Raw genomic sequence first — 22,385 nt, 5'->3', positions numbered from 1 at the left:
ATCGAGTAGGATTGACGAAAATGTCGGCCGACAAACAAGGAAACCCGAGTTGAAACTCAGTGATATCGCCCAACTGGCCGGTGTGTCGGTGACCACCGCCAGTTATGTCATCAATGGCAAGGCCGAACAGCAACGCATCAGCAGCGCCACCGTCGAGCGCGTGCGCGCGGTCGTCGAGCAGCATGGCTTTACGCCCAATCCCCAAGCGGCCGGGTTGCGCAGTCGACACACCCGCACATTGGGATTCATTCTGCCAGACCTCGAAAACCCCAGTTACGCGCGAATCGCCAAACTGCTGGAGCAAGGTGCCCGAGCCCGCGGTTATCAGTTGCTGATCGCCAGCTCCGACGATGCGCCGGACAGCGAACGGCAATTGCTGCAACTGTTCCGCGCCCGGCGTTGCGACGCGTTGATCGTCGCCAGTTGCCTGCCCGCCGGTGACGACAGTTACCGTCAGTTGCAAGCCAAGGGTATTCCGATTATCGCCATCGACCGGGTCATGGAGCCTGAGCATTTCTGCTCGGTGATCAGCGATGATCGCGAAGCCAGCCTGCAACTGACGCGCAGCCTGCTTGATCCGCTGCCCAAGCAGATCGCCCTGATCGGCGCGCGCCCTGAACTGAGCATCAGCCAGGAGCGGGCGGCCGGTTTCAAAGAAGCGCTGGCCGGTTTCAAAGGCGAAGTCCTGATCGAACACGGCGAATCGTTCAGCCGCGAGTGCGGCAAGCAGTTGATGGAAGAAATGCTGCAGCGTCTGGGTCATTTTCCGGATGCGTTGGTGACCACGTCCTACGTGTTGCTTCAGGGCGTATTCGACGCATTGCATGACTTCCCGCTGAAGACCCGTCCGCTGCGCCTCGGCACGTTCGGCGACACGCAGTTGCTGGACTTCCTGCCGCTGCCAGTCAACGCCATGGCGCAGCAGCATCAGTTGATCGCCGACAAAGCGCTGCAACTGGCCCTCGCCGCCATCGAGCAGTCTGATTACCAGCCCGGCGTGCAAGCCATCGCGCGGACCTTCAAGCAGCGTATTCGCCAGGACTGAACCGTGGAGCTGATCGACAGCCACACTCATCTGGATTTTCCGGACTTCGACGAGGATCGTCAGGCGCTGCTCGCCGAGAGCCGCGCCCTCGGCGTACGGCGGATGGTGGTGTTGGGGGTTTATCAGGCCAATTGGCGGAGGGTCTGGGATATGGTGCAACGCGATCCCGATCTGTATGCCGCGTTCGGTTTGCACCCTGTGTATCTGGATGATCACCGCCCTGAAGACTTGCACGAACTGGGTGACTGGCTGACCCGTCTGGCCGGTCACCGCCAGCTATGTGCAGTGGGCGAAATAGGCCTGGATTACTTCATCGAAACCCTCGACCGTGAGCGCCAGCAGGCGCTGTTCGACGCGCAACTGCAACTGGCGGCGGACTTTAACCTGCCGGCGTTGATTCACGTGCGGCGTAGCCATGCGGCGGTGATTGCCACGCTCAAGCGCTTCAAGTTAAAACGCGCGGGCATCATTCACGCCTTCGCCGGCAGCAAGGAAGAGGCTCGCGAGTACATCAAGCTCGGTTTCAAACTGGGCCTTGGCGGCGCGGCGACCTGGCCGCAGGCCTTGCGCATGCACCGCGTGCTGGCCGAGCTGCCGCTGGAATCGGTGGTGCTGGAAACTGACTCACCGGACATGGCGCCCGCCATGTTTGCCGGCCAACGTAATAGTCCGACGCATTTGCCGGCGATTTGCGAGGCGCTGGCGGGGATCATGGCGGTCAGTCCGGATCAATTGGCGGCCGTCAGCACCGCCAATGCCTGTGAGTTGTTTAACTGGTAGTCGTTACACAATACCTGTGGGAGCGAGCTTGCTCGCGATGGCGGTCTAACATCCGCATTGATGTTGCCTGACACACCGCTATCGCGAGCAAGCTCGCTCCCACAGGGAACCGGTTCCAGCATCAAACCCGGAACGCGCTGATCAGCTGTTTGAGCTCCACCACCTGAGCCGACAACGCCCGACTGGCGTCTTCGGTCTGATGCGCACCTTCAGCGGTGCGCTCGCCGGCACGGTTGATCTCGACGATGTTCTGGTCGATGTCGTGCGCCACGGCAGTCTGTTGTTCCACTGCGGCGGCGATCTGCTGGTTCTGGTCGACGATCATTCCCACCGCCCCAAGGATATTTTCCAGCGCCTGCTGGACCTTTTCCGACTGCCCCACCGTGCCATTGGCCATTTGATGGCTGGTGCCCATGGCCTTCACCGCCGCACCGACACCGCTATGCAGTTTGGCGATCATCTGCTCGATTTCCTCGGTGGATTGCTGAGTGCGTTTGGCCAGGGTCCGGACCTCGTCCGCCACCACCGCAAAACCTCGACCCTGCTCGCCCGCCCTCGCCGCCTCGATGGCCGCGTTGAGCGCCAGCAGGTTGGTCTGCTCAGCGATGCTTTTGATCACTTCCAGCACGCGGCTGATGGACTGGCTGTCGCTGGCCAGTTGATTGATCACCAGCACCGATTGATCGATCTCGCTGGCCAGTGCGGCAATGCTGCCCTGTTGCGATTGCACCAGACCGCGCCCGCTGATGGTCTCGTCGTTGACGCTGTGGGCGCTGCTGACCGCCGCCGCGGCACTGCGTGCCACCTCCAGCGACGTGGCCGACATCTGATTCATGGCCGTGGCAACCTGTTCGATCTGGGTGCGCTGCCCCGCTACGGCCTGGTTACTCTGGGCTGACACATTTTCGACCTGACCGGCCTGACGCTCGACTTCACCGACGGTGTGGCCGACACGCTCGATCAAGTCATGGATCTTCTTCACGGTGCCGTTGAACACCTCTCCCAACTCGCCCAGCTCATCGCGGCTATTGGCATTGAAGGTCACGGTCATGTCACCGGCCGCCACTTTGTCCATCATCGCGCCAAGACGCTTGAGGGTGGTGCGGGTCGAGGCGTAAAAGCCGCCATAGAGGTAGAAGATCAATACAAACACCACCGACAACGCGACGGCCTGCAGGACCATATGCGTGCGGTTCTCGGTCAGTCGCTGCTGCAATTGGGTATCGAGAAATTTCAGGGTGGCTTCGTTGAGTTGGTAAGTCTGGTCCATCAGGCCGGTGACCTGATCGTAAAAGGCCTGCCACGGCGCATCGAGGGTGTCGGCCATCACTACGTGTTCTTCAAACAGTTCACTGGCCTTTTTCAGCGACGCCTTACTGCTCTCGGCCTGGGCCGCCAGCGTTTCGCGCGCCGCTTTGCTCGAGCCCAGCGCGTCCTGCAACTTCAGGCTGTATTCGGCCTGCAACTTTTCGATCTGAGCCAGCAACTCGTCGAAACGGGTGCTCGACGACGAATTGAGAAACCCTTGCCCCAGCGAGTAAGAGCCCATTGCGCGGCCATCGCCCAAGATCTGGGTGACGGGCGGCGTGACGTTGGTGACGAGCTCGGTGAGCTGACGCATGTCGCTCTGATTGTCACGGCTCAAACCCGCCTGACTGGCGATGATCTGGCTGAAAATCTGTGCGTTGCCGAGCAACTTGCCGATCAGCGCACTTTTGCTCTGCAGGGAGTTTTCCGCTTGCTGGGCCTTGAACGCGGTGATCATTTCATCGCGTTTGCCATCGAAAACCGTGATCTGTTCCGAATCGGTGGTCATCGCCGTCAGCCCTTGCAGGCGGACCAGAACGCTTTGTTCCAGGGCAGTGATCTTGGGTTCGAGATTGCCGGCCTTGCCGGATTGGCCGAGGATGACGTTGATCTGCACCAGGTTATTCAGGGTTTCCAGATCGCGTCGCAGGGCCAGGCTGCTGCCCAGCAAATCCAGGCTCTGCAGTTCGACCTGAGTGCCCTGGAATTCACGATAGGAATCGCGTACCAGGTAAAAATTGGTCACCAGCATCGGCACTAGGAACAGAACGCTGATCAGGCTGAACTTCATGCCGAAGCTCAGGCGATTCATTAGCGCGACGGCGGGATAGAGCAAGCTCTTCACTGGAAGTCTCCCTTTTGAATTCTTATTTTTATTGGCACGCACTGACAGACAGCAGATAGCCACTATTCAGTGCTATCTCTGTATAGCTCAAATCGGCGGGGGGGTTTGTAACTTAAGGTTAACGTGAGAGAGGGCACGGTCCTTGTAGGAGCAGAGCTTGCTTGCGAAGACGTTGTGTCAGGCAACTTAACTGTTGAATGACATACCGTCTTCGCGAGCAAGCTCTGCTCCGACAGAGGTCGGTGTATTTAGGGAAGGACGGTCCACAAGGCAAAACCGGCGTACCAGAGCACCGCCGCCCGCAGCAGCAATTCCCAGATCCGGTCGAGACTGTTGATGCCGTCCGGCCCAACCACCGGCGCAGGAATTTCACCCGCCACCAGCCCGACCTTCTCGATCAACCGTGCGGCGCTGATGTTCCAGTTCAGCAGTTCGTGCAGCATCACCCGGCTGACCGCCACAAAGTTGCCAACCAACGCGAAGCTGGCCGCCAGCAGACGCACCGGCACCCAATCGAACGCATGGCGCAATTGTGCGGCGCGCTCGACGACAGCGAGGTTCTGCCCATGTTCTTCGGCAAGTGCCAGCAGTCGATAGCTCAGCGCCGCCACCGGGCCCAACAGGAAGTACCAGAAAATCACCGCAAAAAAGCTCTGGTACGCCTCCCAGAGCAGATGCCCTTCAACCCGTTCCAGCAGTTGCTCGCCGCTGTCGGCGCAGATATTCAGATCGCGTTCTGCCACGTGAGCGGCAGCTTGCAGGTCTTCCCGGCGCCAGGCATCGCGAAACGGCCCGAGACCGGCTAGCAAATCACCGCGACCCAGGCTGTAGATAACCACCAGCAAATGCACCGGCAACGCCAACAGACCGTAAGCAACCGGTTCCAGAACCACCAGGAGCAGGCCCAGCAGCGCCACCGGCAGCAACACCAGAATCACCAATATCAACCACGGACGATTGACTAGGCGCGGACTGACTTCAAGCTTGTGCAGCTCGCGCACCCAGCCGCCGTCACGTTGAATCCGATGGCGCAGGGCCGAGAATTTCTCGATCCACACCGCCAACAGCAACACCAGAAAACTCATTATTGTTCCTCTTTAGCCAGGGCAGCGCGATATCGCGCCCAATCGAACGCCGGTCCCGGATCGGTCTTGCGCCCCGGCGCGATGTCGCTATGCCCGCAGATGCGCTGTGCGGTAATGGCCGTGAAGTTGCTTTGCAACTGCAAGGTCAGGGTCGTCAACGCATCATACTGAGCGTCGGTGAACGGCAGATCATCCGTGCCTTCGAGCTCGATGCCCACGGAAAAATCGTTACAGGTTTCCCGACCATCGAAACATGACACGCCCGCATGCCACGCACGCTCAAGACAAGAGACAAACTGAGTCACGGTGCCGTCACGCTCAATCAGAAAGTGCGCAGATACCCGCAGGTTTGCGATCCCTTCAAAGTAAGGATGTTCTGTGACATCCAGCCGATTCTGGAAAAATTCCTGCACCTTGCCGGTGGCGAACTGCGCCGGCGGCAGACTGATGTTGTGGATCACCAGCAGGGATACTTCGCCCGTGGGGCGCGCATTGAAGTTGGGTGAAGGGCAGATATTCACGCCCTGGCACCAACCGCTCGCGGGGTCCAACTGCATACAGGTTCCTTCAACGTCGACTGTGTGGGCGCCCAGTATGCCGTGATAGCCCCTCGGCGCGCGATCACTTGCCGCGATCGAGACGCCGCAGGTTGCCGATCACCGACTCCAGAGCCCGGTCGAAGAGCAAGGTGTCGTCCAGGGCTCGCACCGCGCCACGGCGAAAATCCAGCGCCAGGCCGGTACGGCTGCGCTCCAGTACTTTCATCCCGGTGCGGTCGACGAAAATGTAGTTGCCCGTGGCCTCGATGATCGCCGCCAGCTTGCAGCGCAGGTTGTGATCCTCATCCTCCTGAAACTCGACCCAGCAACCCACGTGAAGTTGATCGACCTGAACCAGGCCCGCATCGTCCGTCGGCAAGCGTACTGAGGTCGACACCACCGTTCCTTCATCGGCGGTACGCAGGACAATTTCTTCTTGCACTTGCACCATCACCGGCGAATCGGCCTCGTGGGTGGGTGCAAGTGTCTGATCCCGGCGTTCAAACCGTTGAACGTGCAGGCTTTCCAGCTCACTGAAAAACTCCCCGGTGGCGAACGGATCAAACGCTGAACGGCTCAACCCGTCACGCAAGGACTTGAGCAACCCCGGTACCAATGCCAACAGACGCAAATTCGTATCAGGTTCGTCATGGCGCTGCACGCTCCAGACCAGTTGCTCCACAGTTTGCACATCGGCATGCCATTCGGCCGATTGATCGCCATGCTTGAGGCAGGTCAGCAGCAGCACTTGGCTCCAGGCCTCCTGGAGAAACGCTATCACCCGTTGTGGCAACGTTTTGCCCAACAGCACCTGATTCAAGGCCTGCTCGACGCGCTGACGGGCCAGTTGGGTTTTGGCGCGGCCTTCCTCGGCGTCGCGGGTGCGTTGTTCCAGCAACTCGCTGCGACGTCGCTCGTCGCTGGTGAACGCGAGAAAGTCCGCCAGCAGTTCGGAAAAAATCGCCGGATCGTCGACAAAATCGTTCAACAAACGCTGAACGACTTGTTCGATACGCAGGTACAGACTGTCGCGCTGATGGTCATCGCACTCGCCCCAGCCCATGGCGGCAGCGGCGATTTCGTTGAGCAGACGACGAGCCGGATGGCTGCTTCGACTGAAAAAACTCTTGTCGAGCACGGCCACTTTCAGCATCGGGATCTGCAAGCGACCGATCAGCGCCTTGAGAGAATCCGGCAGGTTGCGGTCATCGAGGATGCATTCGAACAGCATGGCGATCAGGTTGATCACGTCCTCATCGGCCACGCCGACTACGCGCGACTTGCCGCTTTTCACGCTGCTCCGGGTGAGCAACTGTTCAAGCTGACTGCGCAAGTCGAAGTCGTCCCTGACGGCCGGGAGCGGCACGTATTGCTGCAAGTGCGATAGCAGGCGCAACAGATCGCGGGTCGAAATCGGCTGCGCCGGGGCGCTGACTTCCAACGTCGGCGCGACACTGCCGCGTACGTGGAACAGCAGCTCCTGCAGCGCGGCGAAAACTTCCCGCACGCCCTCGTCGGCCGGCGTGCCGTTGATCAGGGTAGCGACTTCTGCAGAGTCTGCATCGACACTGGCCTGAGCAAGATCAGTAGCGCGCCGCGCCCGGGCCGGCTTAAGGTCGGGCAAGATACCGGTGGCGATCAGCAGTTGGTTGGCTTCAGCGTAGATCTCATCGGCATCGCTGAGCACATAGCGTTCGAAAAGTTTCAGGATGATCAGCTTTACCTTGATCTCCACCCCGAGGTTGCGCCCGGCCTGCATGAAATACTCACAGAGCATCGCCGGTCCCAGCGGATTGTGCTGAGTCACCAGTTTCTTGCCCATCAAGGTGCTGAGTCGGGCGGTCAGTTGGTCAAGTGCAAAACCGTCGCGGTTCAGTACTTTATTGATCATCGCGTCCACCGCCACGCGACGCTCCAGGTCATCGCTTGGCTGCGCCGTCGAAGCTTCCAGGTCCAGTGCCTGCGGTAGTGCTGTCTTGACGCTATCGCTGAGGCGCAGGAAAGCCTCAAGAAATTGATCGAGAAAAACCCGTTCGATACTTTTGCGCTTCAGGCGCAAGTCGCGCATGGCTTCGAAGAAGATGTTCTGCTCGACATCGTTTCTGGCGCGGTCAGCCATTTCGAACAGCGTGTCGTCGGCGTTATCGAACAGCTCCTGCAAACAATGCCGGAGCTGTAGCGCGGCCTTGTCGCGAACCTGAAGCAGCGTCACAGGCACACGGGCGAGCGGTGCAGGTATTGCCTGAGCAGTAGCCACCCTGTGCAAAGGCACTACATTCCCGTCGTTGTGCATCCTGGCCTCCTGAAACGGTGATGCGGCGGTAGATCGGCGCGCCGACACGTCAAAGCTATGACGTCAAATGAAAGGCGCATTATCTTGCAAAAGATGTCCCGTGTGCCAGCGGACTCTGTGCGCCTTATTAAAATAGACGTGTCAGATTGACCGCCGCTGAACGCTAATTGCTCGGGCAAATCGACCAAATGCAGGTTTCAGCGCGACCGGAAGATCTCTCACGCCTTGGGTTGCCCCGTACCATGGCCCTATAATCGGGCCACTTTGTTTCTGGAGTCCGTTATGCCGAATCTACGTCTCGCCGATTTGACCGCCGAAATCGAAGCCAACGTGCGCCGTGCGTTGCTCGAGGACATCGGCAGCGGCGACATCACCGCGCAGCTGATCCCGGCCGAACGCCTGGCCAAAGCCACCATTATCACGCGTGACGCCGCTGTCATCGCCGGCACCGCCTGGGTCGAAGCAGTTTTCCGGCAGCTGGACCCGCGAGTGGCTGTTCATTGGCAGGTGCGTGATGGCGAACGTGTGCAGCCTAATCAGGCACTGTTCCACCTCGAAGGCCCTGCGCGCTCGCTGCTCACAGGCGAACGCTGCGCACTGAATTTCCTGCAGTTGCTTTCCGGCGTGGCCACACGCGCGCAATATCTGGCGGATTTCGTTGCCGAGACTCAAGTAAAGCTGCTCGATACACGCAAAACCCTGCCGGGGCTGCGTCTGGCGCAAAAATATGCCGTGACCTGCGGCGGTTGCCACAACCACCGCATCGGCCTGTACGACGCGTTCCTGATCAAGGAAAACCACATCGCCGCCTGCGGTGGCATCCCTGAAGCAATCAACGCCGCGCACAAGATCGCCCCGGGCAAACCGGTGGAGATCGAAGTGGAAAGCCTGGCGGAGCTCAAGGAAGCCCTGGCAGCCGGGGCCGATATCATTATGCTCGACGAGTTGAGCCTGGATGATATGCGCGAAGCCGTGCGCCTGAATGGCGGCAAGGCAAAACTGGAGGCCAGCGGCGGTATCAACGAAAGCACATTGCTGCCGATCGCCGAAACCGGGGTGGATTACATTTCGATCGGCGCGATGACCAAGGATGTGAAGGCTGTCGATCTGTCGATGCGCCTCAGTCTCTGACTGAGAATGAAAAAGTGTAGGAGCGAGCTTGCTCGCGATGGTCGTTAACGATAACGCGTGTTAACTGGCTAAACGCGGAGCTCTTGAGTCCATCGCGAGCAAGCTCGCTCCTACATGTTTTGTCAGACGACCAGATTGTTCATCTCGCAGTACTCTTCCCACTCGACGCCCAATACCTCGGCCGCCTCCTTGTGCAGCGCCAGACGCGCCGCCTCGAATTCTTCCGGGCTCGAGGTGTACTTGAGCGTCAGTTCCCAGGGCTGCAAGCCCTGGGATTCCGCCTCATCCTCGAACGCCCACTGGATCTGGTCTCTCTGATCGTCGGAGGGCAAGTCCTTGATCTCTTCGGCTAACTGGGGCGACTCAAGCACGTACTTTTTCAGCGCTTCTTCGTGCCTGGCTTCCTGGGTCAATTCTTTAATAGTCATGTCGTTCTCGCTGATCGGGGGAATGGAAGATGGATCTGGATCATCAAGGATCTCTCTGACGCAGAAAAACCGTGTTGAAGCCCGGTTTGTCTGGCCTTCAGAACCATTCGTGGATCATTTGAAAACAAAGCCTTGCTTGGTGCCCGAGACAGGAATTGAACCTGCGACCTTCGCGTTACGAGTGCGCTGCTCTACCAACTGAGCTACACGGGCAGTGGGCTAAACCTAGCACTGACCTTCAGGTCAGGCAACTTCACGATTCGTCTCATTTCATGCAGACAAAAAAATGCCCCGCAGCGTTCACTGCGGGGCATTTTTCATAACGTTGAAGCGGTCAGGCGCGGGGGTAATTAAACGCCCGAAGCCTTGGCTGCTGCTACGTCTTTGATGGACAGCTTGATACGGCCGCGGTTGTCCACGTCCAGTACCAGCACTTCCACTTCCTGGCCTTCTTTCAGGATGTCGGTCACTTTCTCGACGCGAGCGTCGCTCAGCATCGAGATGTGAACCAGACCGTCCTTGCCCGGCAGGATGTTAACGAATGCGCCGAAGTCGACGATGCGCTCAACCTTACCGACGTAGATCTTGCCGATTTCAGCTTCTGCGGTGATACCCAGAACGCGCTGACGTGCTGCTTCAGCCGCTTCCTTGGTTTCGCCGAAGATCTTGATCGAGCCGTCATCTTCGATGTCGATCGAAGCCTTGGTCTCTTCACAGATCGCACGAATGGTCGCGCCGCCTTTACCGATGACATCACGGATTTTGTCGGTGTCGATTTTCATCGCGATCATGGTCGGAGCGTTTTCCGACAGTTCGGTACGCGACTGGCCAATGATCTGGTTCATCTGACCGAGAATGTTAAGGCGCGCTTCCAGTGCTTGGCCCAGGGCGATCTCCATGATTTCTTCGGTGATGCCTTTGATCTTGATGTCCATCTGCAGCGCAGTAACGCCTTTGGCGGTACCGGCTACTTTGAAGTCCATGTCGCCCAGGTGGTCTTCGTCACCCAGGATGTCCGTCAGGACGGCGAACTTCTCGCCTTCTTTAACCAGACCCATGGCGATACCGGCAACCGGTGCCTTCATCGGAACGCCAGCGTCCATCAGAGCCAGGGAAGCGCCGCAGACCGAAGCCATGGAGCTGGAACCGTTGGACTCGGTGATTTCCGACACCACACGAATGGTGTACGGGAACACGTCGGCGGCAGGCAGCATGGCCTGAACCGAACGACGAGCCAGACGGCCGTGGCCGATTTCGCGGCGACCGGCACCGCCCATGCGACCACACTCACCTACCGAGAACGGAGGGAAGTTGTAGTGCAGCATGAACGGGTCTTTTTTCTCGCCTTCCAGCGTGTCCAGCAGTTGTGCGTCACGGGCGGTGCCCAGTGTTGCAACGACCAGAGCCTGGGTTTCGCCACGGGTGAACAGTGCCGAACCGTGGGTCTTTGGCAGAACCCCAACTTCGATGTTCAAAGGACGTACGGTCTTGGTGTCGCGACCGTCGATACGTGGTTTGCCGTTAACGATGTTTTCACGAACGGTGCGGTATTCGATTTCGCCGAAAGCCGCTTTGACTTCGCTGGAAGAAGGCTGGCCTTCTTCACCGGACAGCTTGGCAACCACCTGGTCTTTCAGCTCACCCAGGCGAGCGTAACGATCGGCCTTGATGGTGATGGTGTAAGCCTGGGAGATCGCGTCGCCGAACTCGGCACGGATAGCGCCCAGCAGAGCAGTGGCTTCTGGTTGTGGAGCCCAGGTCCAGGTCGGCTTGGCAGCTTCGGCGGCCAGTTCTTTGACAGCGTTGATCACCACCTGGAACTCGTCGTGGGCGAACAGTACCGCGCCCAGCATCTGATCTTCGGTCAGCTCTTTGGCTTCCGATTCAACCATCAGAACGGCTTCCGAAGTACCGGCAACGACCATGTCCAGGCTCGATGCTTTCAGTTGTTCGTAAGTCGGGTTCAGCAGGTAGCCGGTGCTTTCGTGGAACGCGACGCGGGCAGCGCCGATCGGGCCATCGAAAGGAATGCCGGAGATGGCCAGCGCAGCCGAGGTACCGATCATCGCAGCGATGTCCGGATCGGTCTTCTTGCTGGTGGAAACGACGGTGCAGACAACCTGCACTTCGTTCATGAAGCCTTCTGGGAACAGCGGACGGATCGGACGGTCGATCAGTCGGGAAGTCAGGGTTTCTTTCTCGGAAGGACGGCCTTCGCGCTTGAAGAAACCGCCAGGGATCTTACCGGCAGCGTAAGTCTTTTCCTGGTAGTGAACGGACAGAGGGAAGAAGCCCTTGCCTGGATCGGCTTGCTTGGCACCGACTACGGTCACCAATACGCTGACGTCGTCGTCAACGGTGACCAATACTGCGCCGGAGGCCTGACGGGCGATACGGCCAGTCTCGAGGGTAACGGTCGACTGACCGAACTGGAATTTTTTGATTACCGGGTTCACGGTGTCCTACCTTCTTTTGTGGCTCTTGGGGAACTTGTCTTCTTGCGAAATTCTTGGGCAATGTCGGGAATCGGCCCAACGCCTGTCCAGGGGGAAAGCGTGTATCCATATAAAACTTGAGGCTGGGAGCCTGCCATGCGCCAGCGGGAAACCCACTGACGTACGACAGACAACCAACCTCTAGCGCAATCGCTGATTAGCGACGCAGACCCAGGCGACCGATCAGAGCCTGGTAACGGCCCAGATCTTTACCTTTCAGGTAGTCCAGCAGCTTACGGCGCTGGTTTACCATGCGGATCAGACCACGACGGGAGTGGTGATCTTTACCGTTGGCCTTGAAGTGACCTTGCAGCTTGTTGATGTTGTGGGTCAGCAGTGCAACTTGCACTTCTGGCGAACCAGTGTCACCAACAGCTTGCTGGTAGTCAGCAACGATTTGAGCTTTTTCTTGAACGTCGAGAGCCATGAGGCAATCCTTTTATCAGGAAACTGTTTCAAAGAAACAGCTTCAACAGGCCAGGGACAAATCCCTGTATCTAAAAATGAGTAGTGACCGTGCCTGTTAACAGCCACCCTCGCCAGCCTGCTGTTACACAGACTGGTTCCGGTCATTCTGACCGAATCAGTCGACGCGGCGCGATGCGCCCGTCTTCGCTCACTTCACCGATACCGATGAAGCGACCGTTGTGATCCTGTACCCGTACCATGCCGAATTTCGGTGCGTCCGGGGCTCGTACCGGTTGGCCGTTAAGCCAGTAGAACGAGCTGTGCTCCGAGAACTGCAGCAGTGGCCAATCCAGCAGGCCGCTGTCCGATGGCATCAGGAAGCGGTCGACCGCTTCGTTGCCGCCTTCGGCATGTACCGCTTCCAACTCTTCAAGCGTGACCGTCTGCGCCAGCGTGAAAGGCCCGGCCTGGGTACGTCGCAATTCAGCAACGTAAGCACCACAACCGAGTTGCTCACCAATATCCTCCACCAGGGTGCGGATATAGGTGCCTTTGCTGCAATCCACCGCCAGCCGCGCAGTATCACCTTCAAAGGCCAGCAATTCCAAGCGCGCAATAGTAACAGAACGCGGTTCGCGCTCCACTACTTCGCCTGCGCGCGCCAGCTTGTACAGCGGCTGACCATCACGCTTGAGCGCCGAGTACATAGGCGGTATCTGACTGATTTGCCCACGAAAATTCGGCAGTACCGCTTCGATATCGGAGCGACCAACGGTCACCGGGCGTTCCTGCAAAACTTCACCCTCGGCATCCGCCGTGGTGGTGGTTTTGCCCAGTTGCGCCAGTGTCTCGTAAGCCTTGTCGGAATCGAGCAAGTATTGCGAGAACTTGGTGGCCTCACCGAAGCACAACGGCAACACGCCGGTAGCCAGCGGATCGAGACTGCCGGTGTGCCCGGCCTTCTCGGCATTCAGCAACCAGCGAACCTTCTGCAGCGCCGCGTTGGAGGTGAACCCCAGCGGTTTGTCGAGCAGGATGATGCCGCTGACGTTACGACGGATACGTTTGACCTGAGCCACCGATTACTCCTTGGTGTCTTCGGCTTCTGCCGCAACCGGGTGCTGATTGTCTTCAGCCACCGCACGCTCGATCAGTGCCGACAGGTGCGCGCCACGCACGACGCTTTCGTCGTAGTGGAAATGCAACTGGGGAACGCTGCGCAACTTCATTTCGCGAGCCAACTGCATACGCAGGAAACCGGCGGCGGAGTTGAGCACCTTGATGCTTTGCGCGATGTCTTCGGCGGTGTCCTGACCCATTACAGTGATGAAAATCTTGGCGTGACCGACGTCACGGCTGACTTCAACAGCGGTAATGGTGACCAGGCCGACGCGCGGGTCTTTGACTTCACGACGGATCAGCTGTGCCAGCTCACGCTGCATCTGATCGCCGATACGTTGGGTACGGCTGTATTCTTTTGCCATGTCTTGTTACCTGTTACTGCCCCACGGTGAAACCCGAAGGGTCTGAAAGCGGCAAACGCCCGGCCTGACAAAAGCCAGACCGGGCGTTGCGTTTAGAGTCCTGACGCTGTGCCGCGCATCTGCATGCGGCGGCTCGACGTGGCCCTTGAAGTGCGCGAGTTAGAGGCTGCGAGCAACCTGAACCTTCTCGAAGACTTCGATCTTGTCACCGACTTTGACGTCGTTGTAGCTCTTCACGCCGATACCGCATTCCATGCCGGCACGTACTTCGGAAGCGTCATCCTTGAAGCGGCGCAGGGATTCCAGCTCGCCTTCGAAGATAACGATGTCTTCACGCAGTACACGGATTGGACGGTTACGGTGAACAACACCTTCGATAACCATGCAACCGGCGATCGCGCCAAACTTCGGCGAACGGAACACGTCACGAACTTCAGCGGTACCGAGGATGTTCTCGCGAACATCGCTGCCCAGCATACCGGTGAGGGCTTTCTTGACGTCTTCGATGATGTCGTAGATCACGTTGTAGTAACGCATATCCAGACCTTCCTGCTCGACGATCTTGCGAGCACCGGCATCGGCACGCACGTTGAAGCCGAACAGTACAGCGTTGGAGGCCAGTGCCAGGTTGGCGTCGGATTCGGTAATACCACCGACACCGCCACCGACCACACGCACTTGCACTTCGTCGTTACCCAGGCCGTTCAAGGCGCCGTTCAACGCTTCCAGCGAACCACGGACGTCGGATTTGAGGACGATGTTGAGCGTCTTCTTCTCTTCCTGACCCATGTTCTCGAAGATGTTTTCAAGCTTGCCGGCGTGAGCACGGGCCAGTTTGACTTCGCGGAACTTGCCTTGACGGAATAGAGCCACTTCACGGGCTTTCTTCTCGTCGGCAACCACGCTCATCTCGTCGCCAGCATCCGGAGTACCGTCCAGGCCGAGGATCTCGACAGGGATGGAAGGACCGGCTTCTTTGATTGGCTTGCCGTTCTCGTCGAGCATGGCACGTACACGGCCATAGTTCGAACCGACCAGCACCATGTCGCCTTGGCGCAGGGTACCGTCTTGAACCAGGACGGTTGCAACCGGGCCACGACCTTTGTCGAGACGCGATTCGACCACAACGCCACGGCCTGGAGCCGACGGAGTTGCTTTGAGTTCCAGAACTTCGGCTTGCAGCAGAACAGCTTCGAGCAACTCGTCCACGCCAGTACCGACTTTCGCCGAAACCGATACGAACGGGGTGTCGCCGCCCCACTCTTCCGAGGTCACGCCGTGAACCGACAGTTCGCTACGGATGCGATCGAGATCGGCGCCCGGCTTGTCGATTTTGTTCACAGCTACAACCAGCGGAACACCGGCAGCCTTGGCGTGCTGAACTGCTTCAACGGTCTGCGGCATTACGCCGTCGTCCGCTGCAACCACCAGGATCACGATGTCGGTCGCCTTGGCGCCACGAGCACGCATGGCGGTAAACGCGGCGTGACCCGGGGTGTCCAAGAAGGTAACCATGCCGCGTTCGGTTTCAACGTGGTACGCACCGATGTGCTGGGTGATACCGCCGGCTTCGCCAGCAGCTACCTTGGCACGACGGATGTAGTCGAGCAGCGAGGTCTTACCGTGGTCAACGTGGCCCATTACGGTCACGACTGGAGCACGGGAGAACGCTTCACCTTCAAACTTCAGGGACTCGGCCAGGGAATCTTCCAGGGCTGTATCGCTGACCAGGGTCACTTTGTGGCCCAATTCCTCAGCCACAAGCTGAGCAGTTTCCTGATCCAGCACCTGGTTGATGGTCGCTGGAGTACCCAGTTTGAACATGAACTTGATGATTTCAGCAGCCTTGACCGACATCTGCTGGGCGAGATCGCCAACAGTGATGGTCTCGCCGATCTTCACTTCGCGCACTACAGGGCCGGTTGGGCTCTGGAAACCGTGAGCGTTGCGTTTCTTCAGCTTGGCTTTGCCGCGACCACCGCGACGGAAGCCATCGCTTTCTTCGTCGGTAGTACGTGGCGCAACACGTGGAGCAGGCGCTTTTTCTTTGACCGAAGCACGATGCGGAGCGTTTTTGCGCTCGCCATCGCCACTGCCACGACGATTGTTATCGTCGGCACGTGGTTTGTCCGGACGACGTTGTTCGTTCTGCTTGTTGCGAACGTCAGCAGACGGAGCGGGTGCTGCTGCAACAACCGGTGCGCTTTCACGTACAAGTTCGGCAACTGCAACCGGCGCTGCAACGGCGTCGTTGGAAGCGGTTTGCGCAGCAGCAGGCTGGCGACGCGCTTCTTCTTCGGCGCGACGCTTGGCTTCTTCTTCAGCCTTCTGACGAGCAGCATTTTCTACTGCGCGACGTTCTTCCAGTTCGCGTTTGCGCTCGGCTTCGATTTCTTCCGGGCTGCGCTGTACGAAAACTTTCTTCTTGCGTACCTCAACACTGATGCTTTTGCTGCCAGCAACACGCAAGGTGCTGGTGGTTTTACGCTGCAGTGTGATCTTGCGTGGTTCTTCCACTTTCGCCTTGTGGCTGCTTTTCAAGTGAGTCAGCAAAGATTGCTTCTCACTGTCAGTCACATGTTCTTCGGCGGCGGTGTGCGGCAGACCTGCCTCACGCATCTGCTGCAACAGGCGCTCTACCGGTGTTTTGACCTCATCGGCCAGTTGTTTCACCGTGACTTGCGTCATGCACTTCTCTCCTCAGGCCGCGCCTAATTACTCGAACCAGTGGGCTCGGGCGGCCATGATCAACTTGCCGGCACGATCATCGTCAATGCCGTCGATGTCGAGCAGATCGTCAATAGACTGCTCGGCCAGGTCTTCGCGGGTAATTACGCCGCGCACCGCCAGTTCCATCGCCAAATCCTTGTCCATACCCTCAAGCGAGAGCAGGTCTTCGGCCGGATGGGCGTCTGCCAGCTTTTCCTCAGTAGCGATAGCTTTAGTCAACAAACGATCCTTGGCACGAGCGCGAAGCTCGTTGACGGTTTCCTCGTCAAAGCCGTCGATGTTGAGCATTTCTTCCACCGGTACGTAGGCAATCTCTTCCAGGCTGGTGAAGCCTTCATCTACCAGCACCTGCGCCAGGTCTTCGTCGACTTCCAGCTCGTCGATAAAGTTGCGCAGGATGTCGCCGGTTTCTGCTTGCTGCTTAGCCTGGATGTCCGATTCGGTCATCACGTTCAGGGTCCAGCCAGTCAATTGGCTGGCCAGACGCACGTTCTGACCACCACGACCGATGGCCTGAGCGAGATTGTCTGCGCCAACGGCGATGTCCATTGCATGGGCATCTTCGTCGACGATAATTGCCGCAACCTCAGCCGGGGACATGGCGTTGATTACGAACTGAGCCGGGTTATCGTCCCACAGGACGATGTCCACACGCTCACCGCCCAACTCACCCGACACTGCCTGGACGCGCGAACCGCGCATACCGATGCAAGCGCCTTGTGGGTCGATGCGTTTGTCTTTGGAACGGACCGCGATCTTGGCACGCGAACCCGGGTCACGGGAGGCAGCCATTACTTCGATCAGGCCTTCAGCGATTTCCGGCACTTCGATGCGGAACAACTCGATCAGCATTTCCGGCGCGGTACGCGACAGGATCAGCTGCGGACCGCGGTTCTCGGTACGGATTTCCTTGAGCAGCGCACGCAAACGCACGCCAACCCGGAAGGTTTCGCGAGAGATGATATCTTCACGAGCCAGCAACGCTTCAGCGTTGTTGCCCAGGTCGACGATCACGTTGTCGCGGGTCACTTTCTTCACGGTGCCCGAGATAATTTCCCCCAGGCGCTCGCGATAGGCATCAACGACTTGAGCACGTTCTGCTTCGCGAACTTTCTGCACAATGACTTGCTTGGCAGTCTGTGCCGCGATACGGCCGAACTCGATGGATTCGATTTTTTCTTCGACTACATCGCCAACCTTGGCGCCAGGATGCGTTTCTGCAACCTTGCTCGGCCAGGTTTCGATGGCCGGATCGTCCAGGTCTGCTTCTTCGACAACCGTCCAGCGACGGAATGTCTCGTAAGCACCCGTGTGGCGATTGATTTCCACACGCAGATCGACTTCGTCCTCAAACCGCTTTTTGGTAGCAGTGGCCAGAGCCAGCTCCAGCGCTTCAAAAATTACGTTTGCCGGTACGCCCTTTTCATTGGATACCGACTCAACAACCAGCAGTACTTCTTTGCTCATCGTACGCCTCGCCTTTCGCAAGCCATTGGATCCGCGGGATCCGCGTCTCAGTCAAAACTGGGAATAATGTTGGCCTTGTCGATCATATCGATCGGCAACAGGAACTCATGGTCTTCAACCTGCACCACGACGTCCTGCTCTTCTACACCGCGCAGAAGGCCCTGAAAGTTGCGTCGCCCTTCAAAAGGCGAGCGCAGCTTGATCTTCACTTGTTCACCGGCAAATTTTGCAAACTGCTCAATAGTGAACAGTGGGCGTTCCATGCCAGGCGAGGAAACTTCAAGGGTGTACTCAACGGCGATTGGATCTTCAACATCCAGGACACCGCTGATTTGACGGCTGACGATGGCGCAATCGTCCACCAGCACGCCGCCTTCCTTATCAATATAAACGCGCAACATTGAGTGGCGACCTTGAGCCGAGAACTCAATACCCCAGCATTCATAGCCTAGGGCCACGACCACCGGGGCCAGCAAGGCCTGCAACTCTTCTAGCTTGCTCGACACCTGAACCCCCTCGTGCATGTATGTGCATGCTATGCAAAATAAAAAAATGGGCGAAACGCCCATCCTTGAAACGCCGTCGAACAGCGGCGTAGAAAGTGTCCAGCTAACAAAAAGCCCCTTAAAAGGGGCTCCTTAAACTGGTTGCGGGGGCCGGATTTGAACCGACGACCTTCGGGTTATGAGCCCGACGAGCTACCAGACTGCTCCACCCCGCGACAAAGCTGGGGCGGAAGTATACGACCGATCCCTGACAGGGTCAATGTAACCTTCCACCTACAAGAAAGCCCGCAACAGCGGGCTCTCCTGATAATTGGTACCGAGAAGGGGACTCGAACCCCTACACCCTATGGGCACAACCACCTCAAGGTTGCGTGTCTACCAATTCCACCACCTCGGCAATACTACGTTTGAAACCCTTCTTACTTCTGCTCTTGAGCTGGAGGCACGTCAGTCGCTGGGGTAGCCGACTTTTGCTCTTGAAGCACCGGGACATCATCAGAAGCCGGTTGTTGCTTTGGAACTTCCAACACTGCCGGGTTTGGCAAACCTACCTGAGTCAGCTGGTGAGCTTTCTCTTTAGCAAAGTAACCTAACCCCAAGCTGGTTATGAAGAAACCGGCGGCAAGTATAGCAGTAAACTTACTAAGAAAGGTAGAGGAACCTTGGCTTCCGAACACAGTATTTGAAGCACCTGCTCCGAAAGACGCACCAGCATCCGCACCTTTACCCTGCTGCAGCAATACCAGAGCAACTACGCCCAATGCACCCAGCAGATGAAAAACGACTACGACTGTTTCCAGCATTTTTTCAGTTTCCCGCGGCGCGACAGATCGCACCGAACTCATCTGCATTCAGGGAAGCTCCACCAATGAGCCCCCCATCGATATCCGGCATGCCGAACAGTTCGACCGCATTGGCCGCCTTCACGCTGCCGCCGTATAGAAGCCGCACACCTCGTGCAACCTCAGAATTCTCTGCCGCCAACTGAGCGCGAATGGCTGCATGCACATCCTGCGCCTGTTGCGGCGAAGCAGTCAGCCCGGTGCCAATGGCCCAGACCGGCTCGTAAGCGATTACTGCCTTTGCAAAGGCACCAACACCCAGCTCCTCAATGATACTGCCCAGCTGACGCCCGACAACCTCAAGAGTTTTTCCAGCTTCGCGCTGTTCCAGGGTTTCCCCTATGCACAACACTGGAATCAAGCCACATGCCTGTGCCGCTGCGAACTTGCGATTCAGCATACCGTCTCGCTCACCCATAATCTGGCGGCGCTCGGAGTGCCCGACAAGCACAAAGGAACAACCTGCATCCACCAACTGACTCGGTGCAATTTCACCGGTCAATGCGCCTTGCATGGATTCCACCGCAGAGTTCTGCGCACCGACCGAAATCGACTTGCCTTTCAAGCCATCAATCACTTGATTGATATGCAAGCAAGGCGGGAATACCGCAATATCAACACCGCTCGGCAAGGCCAAATGACGTAGGCCGTTGATCAGCTCAGCGACGCTGGCGCGGGTACCGTGCATCTTCCAGTTACCAGCTACCATAGGGCGACGCATGCTGTACCTCGTCGGTCAAAGTGGGCGCAGATGTTACCCAACACAATCATGGCTGGCAAGCCGAATTCAGGCAGAAACTTCAGTAACCAGTTTTGCCAACTCTTCGGCGTAGCCGCGAACCTGTGTTTCGTCCTCGCCTTCGACCATGACACGCACCAACGGCTCCGTGCCGGACTTGCGCAACAGCACGCGCCCCCGACCCGCCATGGCTTGGGTCACGCGCTCGCTGGCCTCTTTGACCGCCGGATGATCCAAGGGGCTCGCGCCGCCGCCAAACCGCACATTGATCAGCACCTGAGGGCATTTGCGTAGCGACTGGCGAGATTGAGCCAGACCTTCGGAACGCGTCTTCAGCGCCATCAGCACCTGCAACGCTGCAATGATCGCATCACCGGTGGTGGTGTGATTGAAGCAAACGATATGACCCGAGTTCTCTCCACCCACCAGCCAGTTGCGCTCCAGCAGATCCGCGATGACATAACGGTCGCCGACGTTGGCACGCACGAACGGAATCGACAAATCCGCAAGCGCCAGTTCCAGGCCCAGATTGCTCATCAATGTCCCGACTACACCGCCGTTCAACTTTCCACGCTCGTGCAGATCACGAGCAATGATGAACAACAGTTCGTCACCATCGACGACGGCGCCTGTGTGATCGACCATCTGGACTCGATCACCATCACCATCAAAGGCAATACCCAAATCAGCATGTTCAGCCAATACAGCAGCCTGCAACGGTTCCATATGGGTCGAACCGCAATTTTCATTGATGTTCAGGCCATTAGGATGAGCCGAAAGCACAACAACATCGGCCCCCAGCTCACGGAACACACTAGGCGCCACTTTGTATGTCGCACCGTGAGCGCAATCGATCACGATCTTCAGGCCCGAAAAGCTGGTGCCAGTCGGCACGCTGCTCTTGCAGAATTCGATATAACGGCCCGAAGCATCGTTGATTCGCGACACTTTACCGATCTTGCTTGACTCAACCACAGTCATCGGGGTGTCGAGCAACTCTTCAATCATATGCTCGACTTCATCCGGCAGCTTGGTGCCCTTTCCGGAAAAAAACTTGATGCCGTTGTCATCGTGAGGATTATGCGAGGCACTGATCACGATTCCGGCTTCAGCATGGAACGTACGCGTCAGGTAAGCGATGGCGGGAGTCGGCATCGGCCCCAGGAGCATCACATCAGCACCCGCCGAAGTCAGCCCGGCCTCGAGCGCCGACTCGAACATGTACCCGGAGATGCGGGTGTCTTTACCAACCAGAACCTTGCAGGCGCCCATTTTACGGAACGCCATGCCCGCAGCCCAACCGAGCTTGAGCATGAATTCAGGAGTAATCGGGTATACGCCGACCCGACCGCGAATGCCGTCGGTGCCAAAATATTTCTTAGTCATAAGTGCTCCATCATTCTTATTCGGCAGATTCAACAGCGGCGATCATCCGCACCACATCGACGGTTTCGGCCACATCATGGACGCGCAATATACGCGCACCCTTGGATGAAGCCAGCGCCGCGAGCGCAAGGCCACCATACAATCGCTCTCCGACCGGGCGATTCAAGGCCTGACCTATCATGCTCTTTCGCGAAACCCCGACCAACAGGGGGCGCCCGAAGACATGCAGGGCTTCCATATGTTTGAACAAGCTTAGATTGTGCTGCAAGGTTTTGGCGAAGCCGAAACCCGGATCCAGGATGATCCGATCAGCCGGGATTCCGACAGATGCACACTGCGCCATGCGCTCGGCGAGAAACTCGCGCACTTCCCTGGTCACGTCCTGATAATGCGGATTGTCCTGCATGTCACCCGGTTCGCCGAGCATATGCATCAGACAAACCGGCAAACCGGTCTCCGCCGCTGCGTCCAAGGCGCCTTCACGGCGCAACGAGCGGACGTCATTGATCAAGCCTGCCCCCAGCCGCGCAGTTTCGCGCATGACGGCTGGCGTGGAAGTATCGACCGAGATAATCACATCCAGCTCGCGATTGATGCGCTCGACGATTGGCGCTACGCGCTCCAGCTCTTCGAGGGGTGAAACTACCCTGGCACCGGGCCGGGTCGACTCACCGCCGACATCAATGAGTGTCGCACCCGCCAACACCATGGTTTCGGCGTGGCGCAAGGCCGCATCGAGCTGGCTGTATTTGCCGCCATCGGAGAAGGAATCGGGAGTGACATTGAGAATGCCCATGACATGCGTCTGGGCCAAATCAAGAACCCGGTTGCCGCAAGGCAACCGGGTCGAGGACTGAACAAAAGTCATTTCAAAC

General features: G+C 58.0%; 19 protein-coding genes and 3 tRNA genes. 3 read left to right on the top strand and 19 right to left on the bottom strand.

Translation table 11 applies throughout. The annotated features are described in order from the left end of the window. Positions 1–49 precede the first annotated feature (49 nt). Both cra and ACYZT9_RS04825 read left to right on the top strand, forming a co-directional pair. Positions 50–1,045, top strand: a complete 996-nt coding sequence (gene cra / locus ACYZT9_RS04830) for a catabolite repressor/activator (protein WP_462008799.1) — start codon at positions 50–52, stop codon at positions 1,043–1,045. A 3-nt stretch (positions 1,046–1,048) separates the two neighbouring features. Beyond that, on the top strand, positions 1,049–1,825 hold the full coding sequence (locus ACYZT9_RS04825; RefSeq protein ID WP_462008798.1) for a TatD family hydrolase: 777 nt from the start codon (positions 1,049–1,051) through the stop codon (positions 1,823–1,825). A 121-nt stretch (positions 1,826–1,946) separates the two neighbouring features. On the opposite strand, the gene ACYZT9_RS04820 is transcribed toward ACYZT9_RS04825, so the two are convergent. The 4 genes from ACYZT9_RS04820 to ACYZT9_RS04805 all read right to left on the bottom strand — a co-directional run bounded on the left by ACYZT9_RS04820 (position 1,947) and on the right by ACYZT9_RS04805 (position 7,894). Beyond that, the gene (locus ACYZT9_RS04820) at positions 1,947–3,977 is read right to left on the bottom strand and encodes a methyl-accepting chemotaxis protein (RefSeq protein WP_462008797.1); all 2,031 of its coding nucleotides are present in this window, start codon (positions 3,975–3,977) and stop codon (positions 1,947–1,949) included. Positions 3,978–4,225: 248 nt separating this feature from the next. After that, a complete protein-coding gene (gene ampE / locus ACYZT9_RS04815) occupies positions 4,226–5,062 on the bottom strand; it encodes a regulatory signaling modulator protein AmpE (RefSeq protein ID WP_462008796.1) in 837 nt (278 codons plus the stop codon). Then, complete coding sequence (gene ampD, locus ACYZT9_RS04810) at positions 5,062–5,619, bottom strand: 1,6-anhydro-N-acetylmuramyl-L-alanine amidase AmpD (RefSeq protein WP_462008795.1); 558 nt, start codon at positions 5,617–5,619, stop codon at positions 5,062–5,064. Before ampD ends, ampE begins: the two co-directional genes overlap by 1 nt. 64 nt (positions 5,620–5,683) lie before the next feature. After that, on the bottom strand, positions 5,684–7,894 hold the full coding sequence (locus ACYZT9_RS04805; RefSeq protein WP_462008794.1) for a DUF1631 domain-containing protein: 2,211 nt from the start codon (positions 7,892–7,894) through the stop codon (positions 5,684–5,686). A gap of 282 nt (positions 7,895–8,176) precedes the next feature. Between ACYZT9_RS04805 and nadC the strand changes: the two genes are divergently transcribed. Then, positions 8,177–9,025 carry a carboxylating nicotinate-nucleotide diphosphorylase gene (gene nadC / locus ACYZT9_RS04800; RefSeq protein ID WP_462008793.1) on the top strand — a complete coding sequence of 283 codons (849 nt, stop codon included), beginning with the start codon at positions 8,177–8,179 and terminating at the stop codon, positions 9,023–9,025. Between the two features lie 122 nt (positions 9,026–9,147). Here nadC and ACYZT9_RS04795 read toward each other — a convergent pair whose 3' ends face one another. The 15 genes from ACYZT9_RS04795 to folP all read right to left on the bottom strand — a co-directional run bounded on the left by ACYZT9_RS04795 (position 9,148) and on the right by folP (position 22,378). Beyond that, positions 9,148–9,453: a DUF6388 family protein gene (locus ACYZT9_RS04795; RefSeq protein WP_462008792.1), complete on the bottom strand. Its 306-nt coding sequence runs from the start codon at positions 9,451–9,453 to the stop codon at positions 9,148–9,150. Positions 9,454–9,590: 137 nt separating this feature from the next. Beyond that, a tRNA-Thr gene (locus tag ACYZT9_RS04790) sits at positions 9,591–9,666 on the bottom strand. Between the two features lie 137 nt (positions 9,667–9,803). Beyond that, positions 9,804–11,909 (bottom strand): polyribonucleotide nucleotidyltransferase, encoded by a 2,106-nt coding sequence (gene pnp / locus ACYZT9_RS04785; RefSeq protein WP_008024453.1) that lies wholly within the window; start codon positions 11,907–11,909, stop codon positions 9,804–9,806. 196 nt (positions 11,910–12,105) lie between these two features. Further along, complete coding sequence (gene rpsO, locus ACYZT9_RS04780) at positions 12,106–12,375, bottom strand: 30S ribosomal protein S15 (RefSeq protein WP_003176135.1); 270 nt, start codon at positions 12,373–12,375, stop codon at positions 12,106–12,108. 142 nt (positions 12,376–12,517) lie between these two features. After that, the gene (gene truB, locus ACYZT9_RS04775) at positions 12,518–13,435 is read right to left on the bottom strand and encodes a tRNA pseudouridine(55) synthase TruB (protein WP_462008791.1); all 918 of its coding nucleotides are present in this window, start codon (positions 13,433–13,435) and stop codon (positions 12,518–12,520) included. Between the two features lie 3 nt (positions 13,436–13,438). Then, positions 13,439–13,840, bottom strand: coding sequence for a 30S ribosome-binding factor RbfA (gene rbfA, locus ACYZT9_RS04770; protein WP_462008790.1), 402 nt, complete (start codon positions 13,838–13,840; stop codon positions 13,439–13,441). 159 nt (positions 13,841–13,999) lie between these two features. Further along, entirely contained in the window at positions 14,000–16,528 is a 2,529-nt protein-coding gene (infB, locus tag ACYZT9_RS04765; protein WP_462008789.1) for a translation initiation factor IF-2, read from the bottom strand. A gap of 27 nt (positions 16,529–16,555) precedes the next feature. Further along, positions 16,556–18,037, bottom strand: a complete 1,482-nt coding sequence (gene nusA, locus ACYZT9_RS04760) for a transcription termination factor NusA (protein WP_093426212.1) — start codon at positions 18,035–18,037, stop codon at positions 16,556–16,558. 47 nt (positions 18,038–18,084) lie between these two features. After that, entirely contained in the window at positions 18,085–18,543 is a 459-nt protein-coding gene (gene rimP, locus ACYZT9_RS04755; protein ID WP_010463487.1) for a ribosome maturation factor RimP, read from the bottom strand. A 138-nt stretch (positions 18,544–18,681) separates the two neighbouring features. After that, positions 18,682–18,758 (bottom strand) — tRNA-Met (locus tag ACYZT9_RS04750). 96 nt (positions 18,759–18,854) lie between these two features. Beyond that, positions 18,855–18,940, bottom strand: a tRNA-Leu gene (locus ACYZT9_RS04745). Positions 18,941–18,962: 22 nt separating this feature from the next. Next, complete coding sequence (gene secG / locus ACYZT9_RS04740; RefSeq protein ID WP_017336473.1) at positions 18,963–19,346, bottom strand: preprotein translocase subunit SecG; 384 nt, start codon at positions 19,344–19,346, stop codon at positions 18,963–18,965. A gap of 4 nt (positions 19,347–19,350) precedes the next feature. After that, entirely contained in the window at positions 19,351–20,106 is a 756-nt protein-coding gene (tpiA, locus tag ACYZT9_RS04735) for a triose-phosphate isomerase (protein ID WP_462008788.1), read from the bottom strand. A gap of 66 nt (positions 20,107–20,172) precedes the next feature. Beyond that, on the bottom strand, positions 20,173–21,510 hold the full coding sequence (gene glmM, locus ACYZT9_RS04730; protein WP_462008787.1) for a phosphoglucosamine mutase: 1,338 nt from the start codon (positions 21,508–21,510) through the stop codon (positions 20,173–20,175). Positions 21,511–21,526: 16 nt separating this feature from the next. Further along, positions 21,527–22,378 carry a dihydropteroate synthase gene (folP, locus tag ACYZT9_RS04725; RefSeq protein WP_462008786.1) on the bottom strand — a complete coding sequence of 284 codons (852 nt, stop codon included), beginning with the start codon at positions 22,376–22,378 and terminating at the stop codon, positions 21,527–21,529. Positions 22,379–22,385 lie beyond the last annotated feature (7 nt).

The organism is Pseudomonas sp. ZT5P21, assembly GCF_054897785.1.
This window is presented reverse-complemented; position numbering and strand designations above follow the sequence as displayed.

Coding starts and splice junctions, on each gene's coding strand:
- folP (WP_462008786.1), bottom strand. CDS start 22,378: ATGACTTTTGTTCAGTCCTCGACCCGGTTGCCTTGCGGCAACCGGGTT.
- nusA (WP_093426212.1), bottom strand. CDS start 18,037: ATGAGCAAAGAAGTACTGCTGGTTGTTGAGTCGGTATCCAATGAAAAG.
- ACYZT9_RS04795 (WP_462008792.1), bottom strand. CDS start 9,453: ATGACTATTAAAGAATTGACCCAGGAAGCCAGGCACGAAGAAGCGCTG.
- rpsO (WP_003176135.1), bottom strand. CDS start 12,375: ATGGCTCTCGACGTTCAAGAAAAAGCTCAAATCGTTGCTGACTACCAG.
- ampE (WP_462008796.1), bottom strand. CDS start 5,062: ATGAGTTTTCTGGTGTTGCTGTTGGCGGTGTGGATCGAGAAATTCTCG.
- rbfA (WP_462008790.1), bottom strand. CDS start 13,840: ATGGCAAAAGAATACAGCCGTACCCAACGTATCGGCGATCAGATGCAG.
- secG (WP_017336473.1), bottom strand. CDS start 19,346: ATGCTGGAAACAGTCGTAGTCGTTTTTCATCTGCTGGGTGCATTGGGC.
- glmM (WP_462008787.1), bottom strand. CDS start 21,510: ATGACTAAGAAATATTTTGGCACCGACGGCATTCGCGGTCGGGTCGGC.
- tpiA (WP_462008788.1), bottom strand. CDS start 20,106: ATGCGTCGCCCTATGGTAGCTGGTAACTGGAAGATGCACGGTACCCGC.
- ampD (WP_462008795.1), bottom strand. CDS start 5,619: ATGCAGTTGGACCCCGCGAGCGGTTGGTGCCAGGGCGTGAATATCTGC.
- nadC (WP_462008793.1), top strand. CDS start 8,177: ATGCCGAATCTACGTCTCGCCGATTTGACCGCCGAAATCGAAGCCAAC.
- ACYZT9_RS04805 (WP_462008794.1), bottom strand. CDS start 7,894: ATGCACAACGACGGGAATGTAGTGCCTTTGCACAGGGTGGCTACTGCT.
- infB (WP_462008789.1), bottom strand. CDS start 16,528: ATGACGCAAGTCACGGTGAAACAACTGGCCGATGAGGTCAAAACACCG.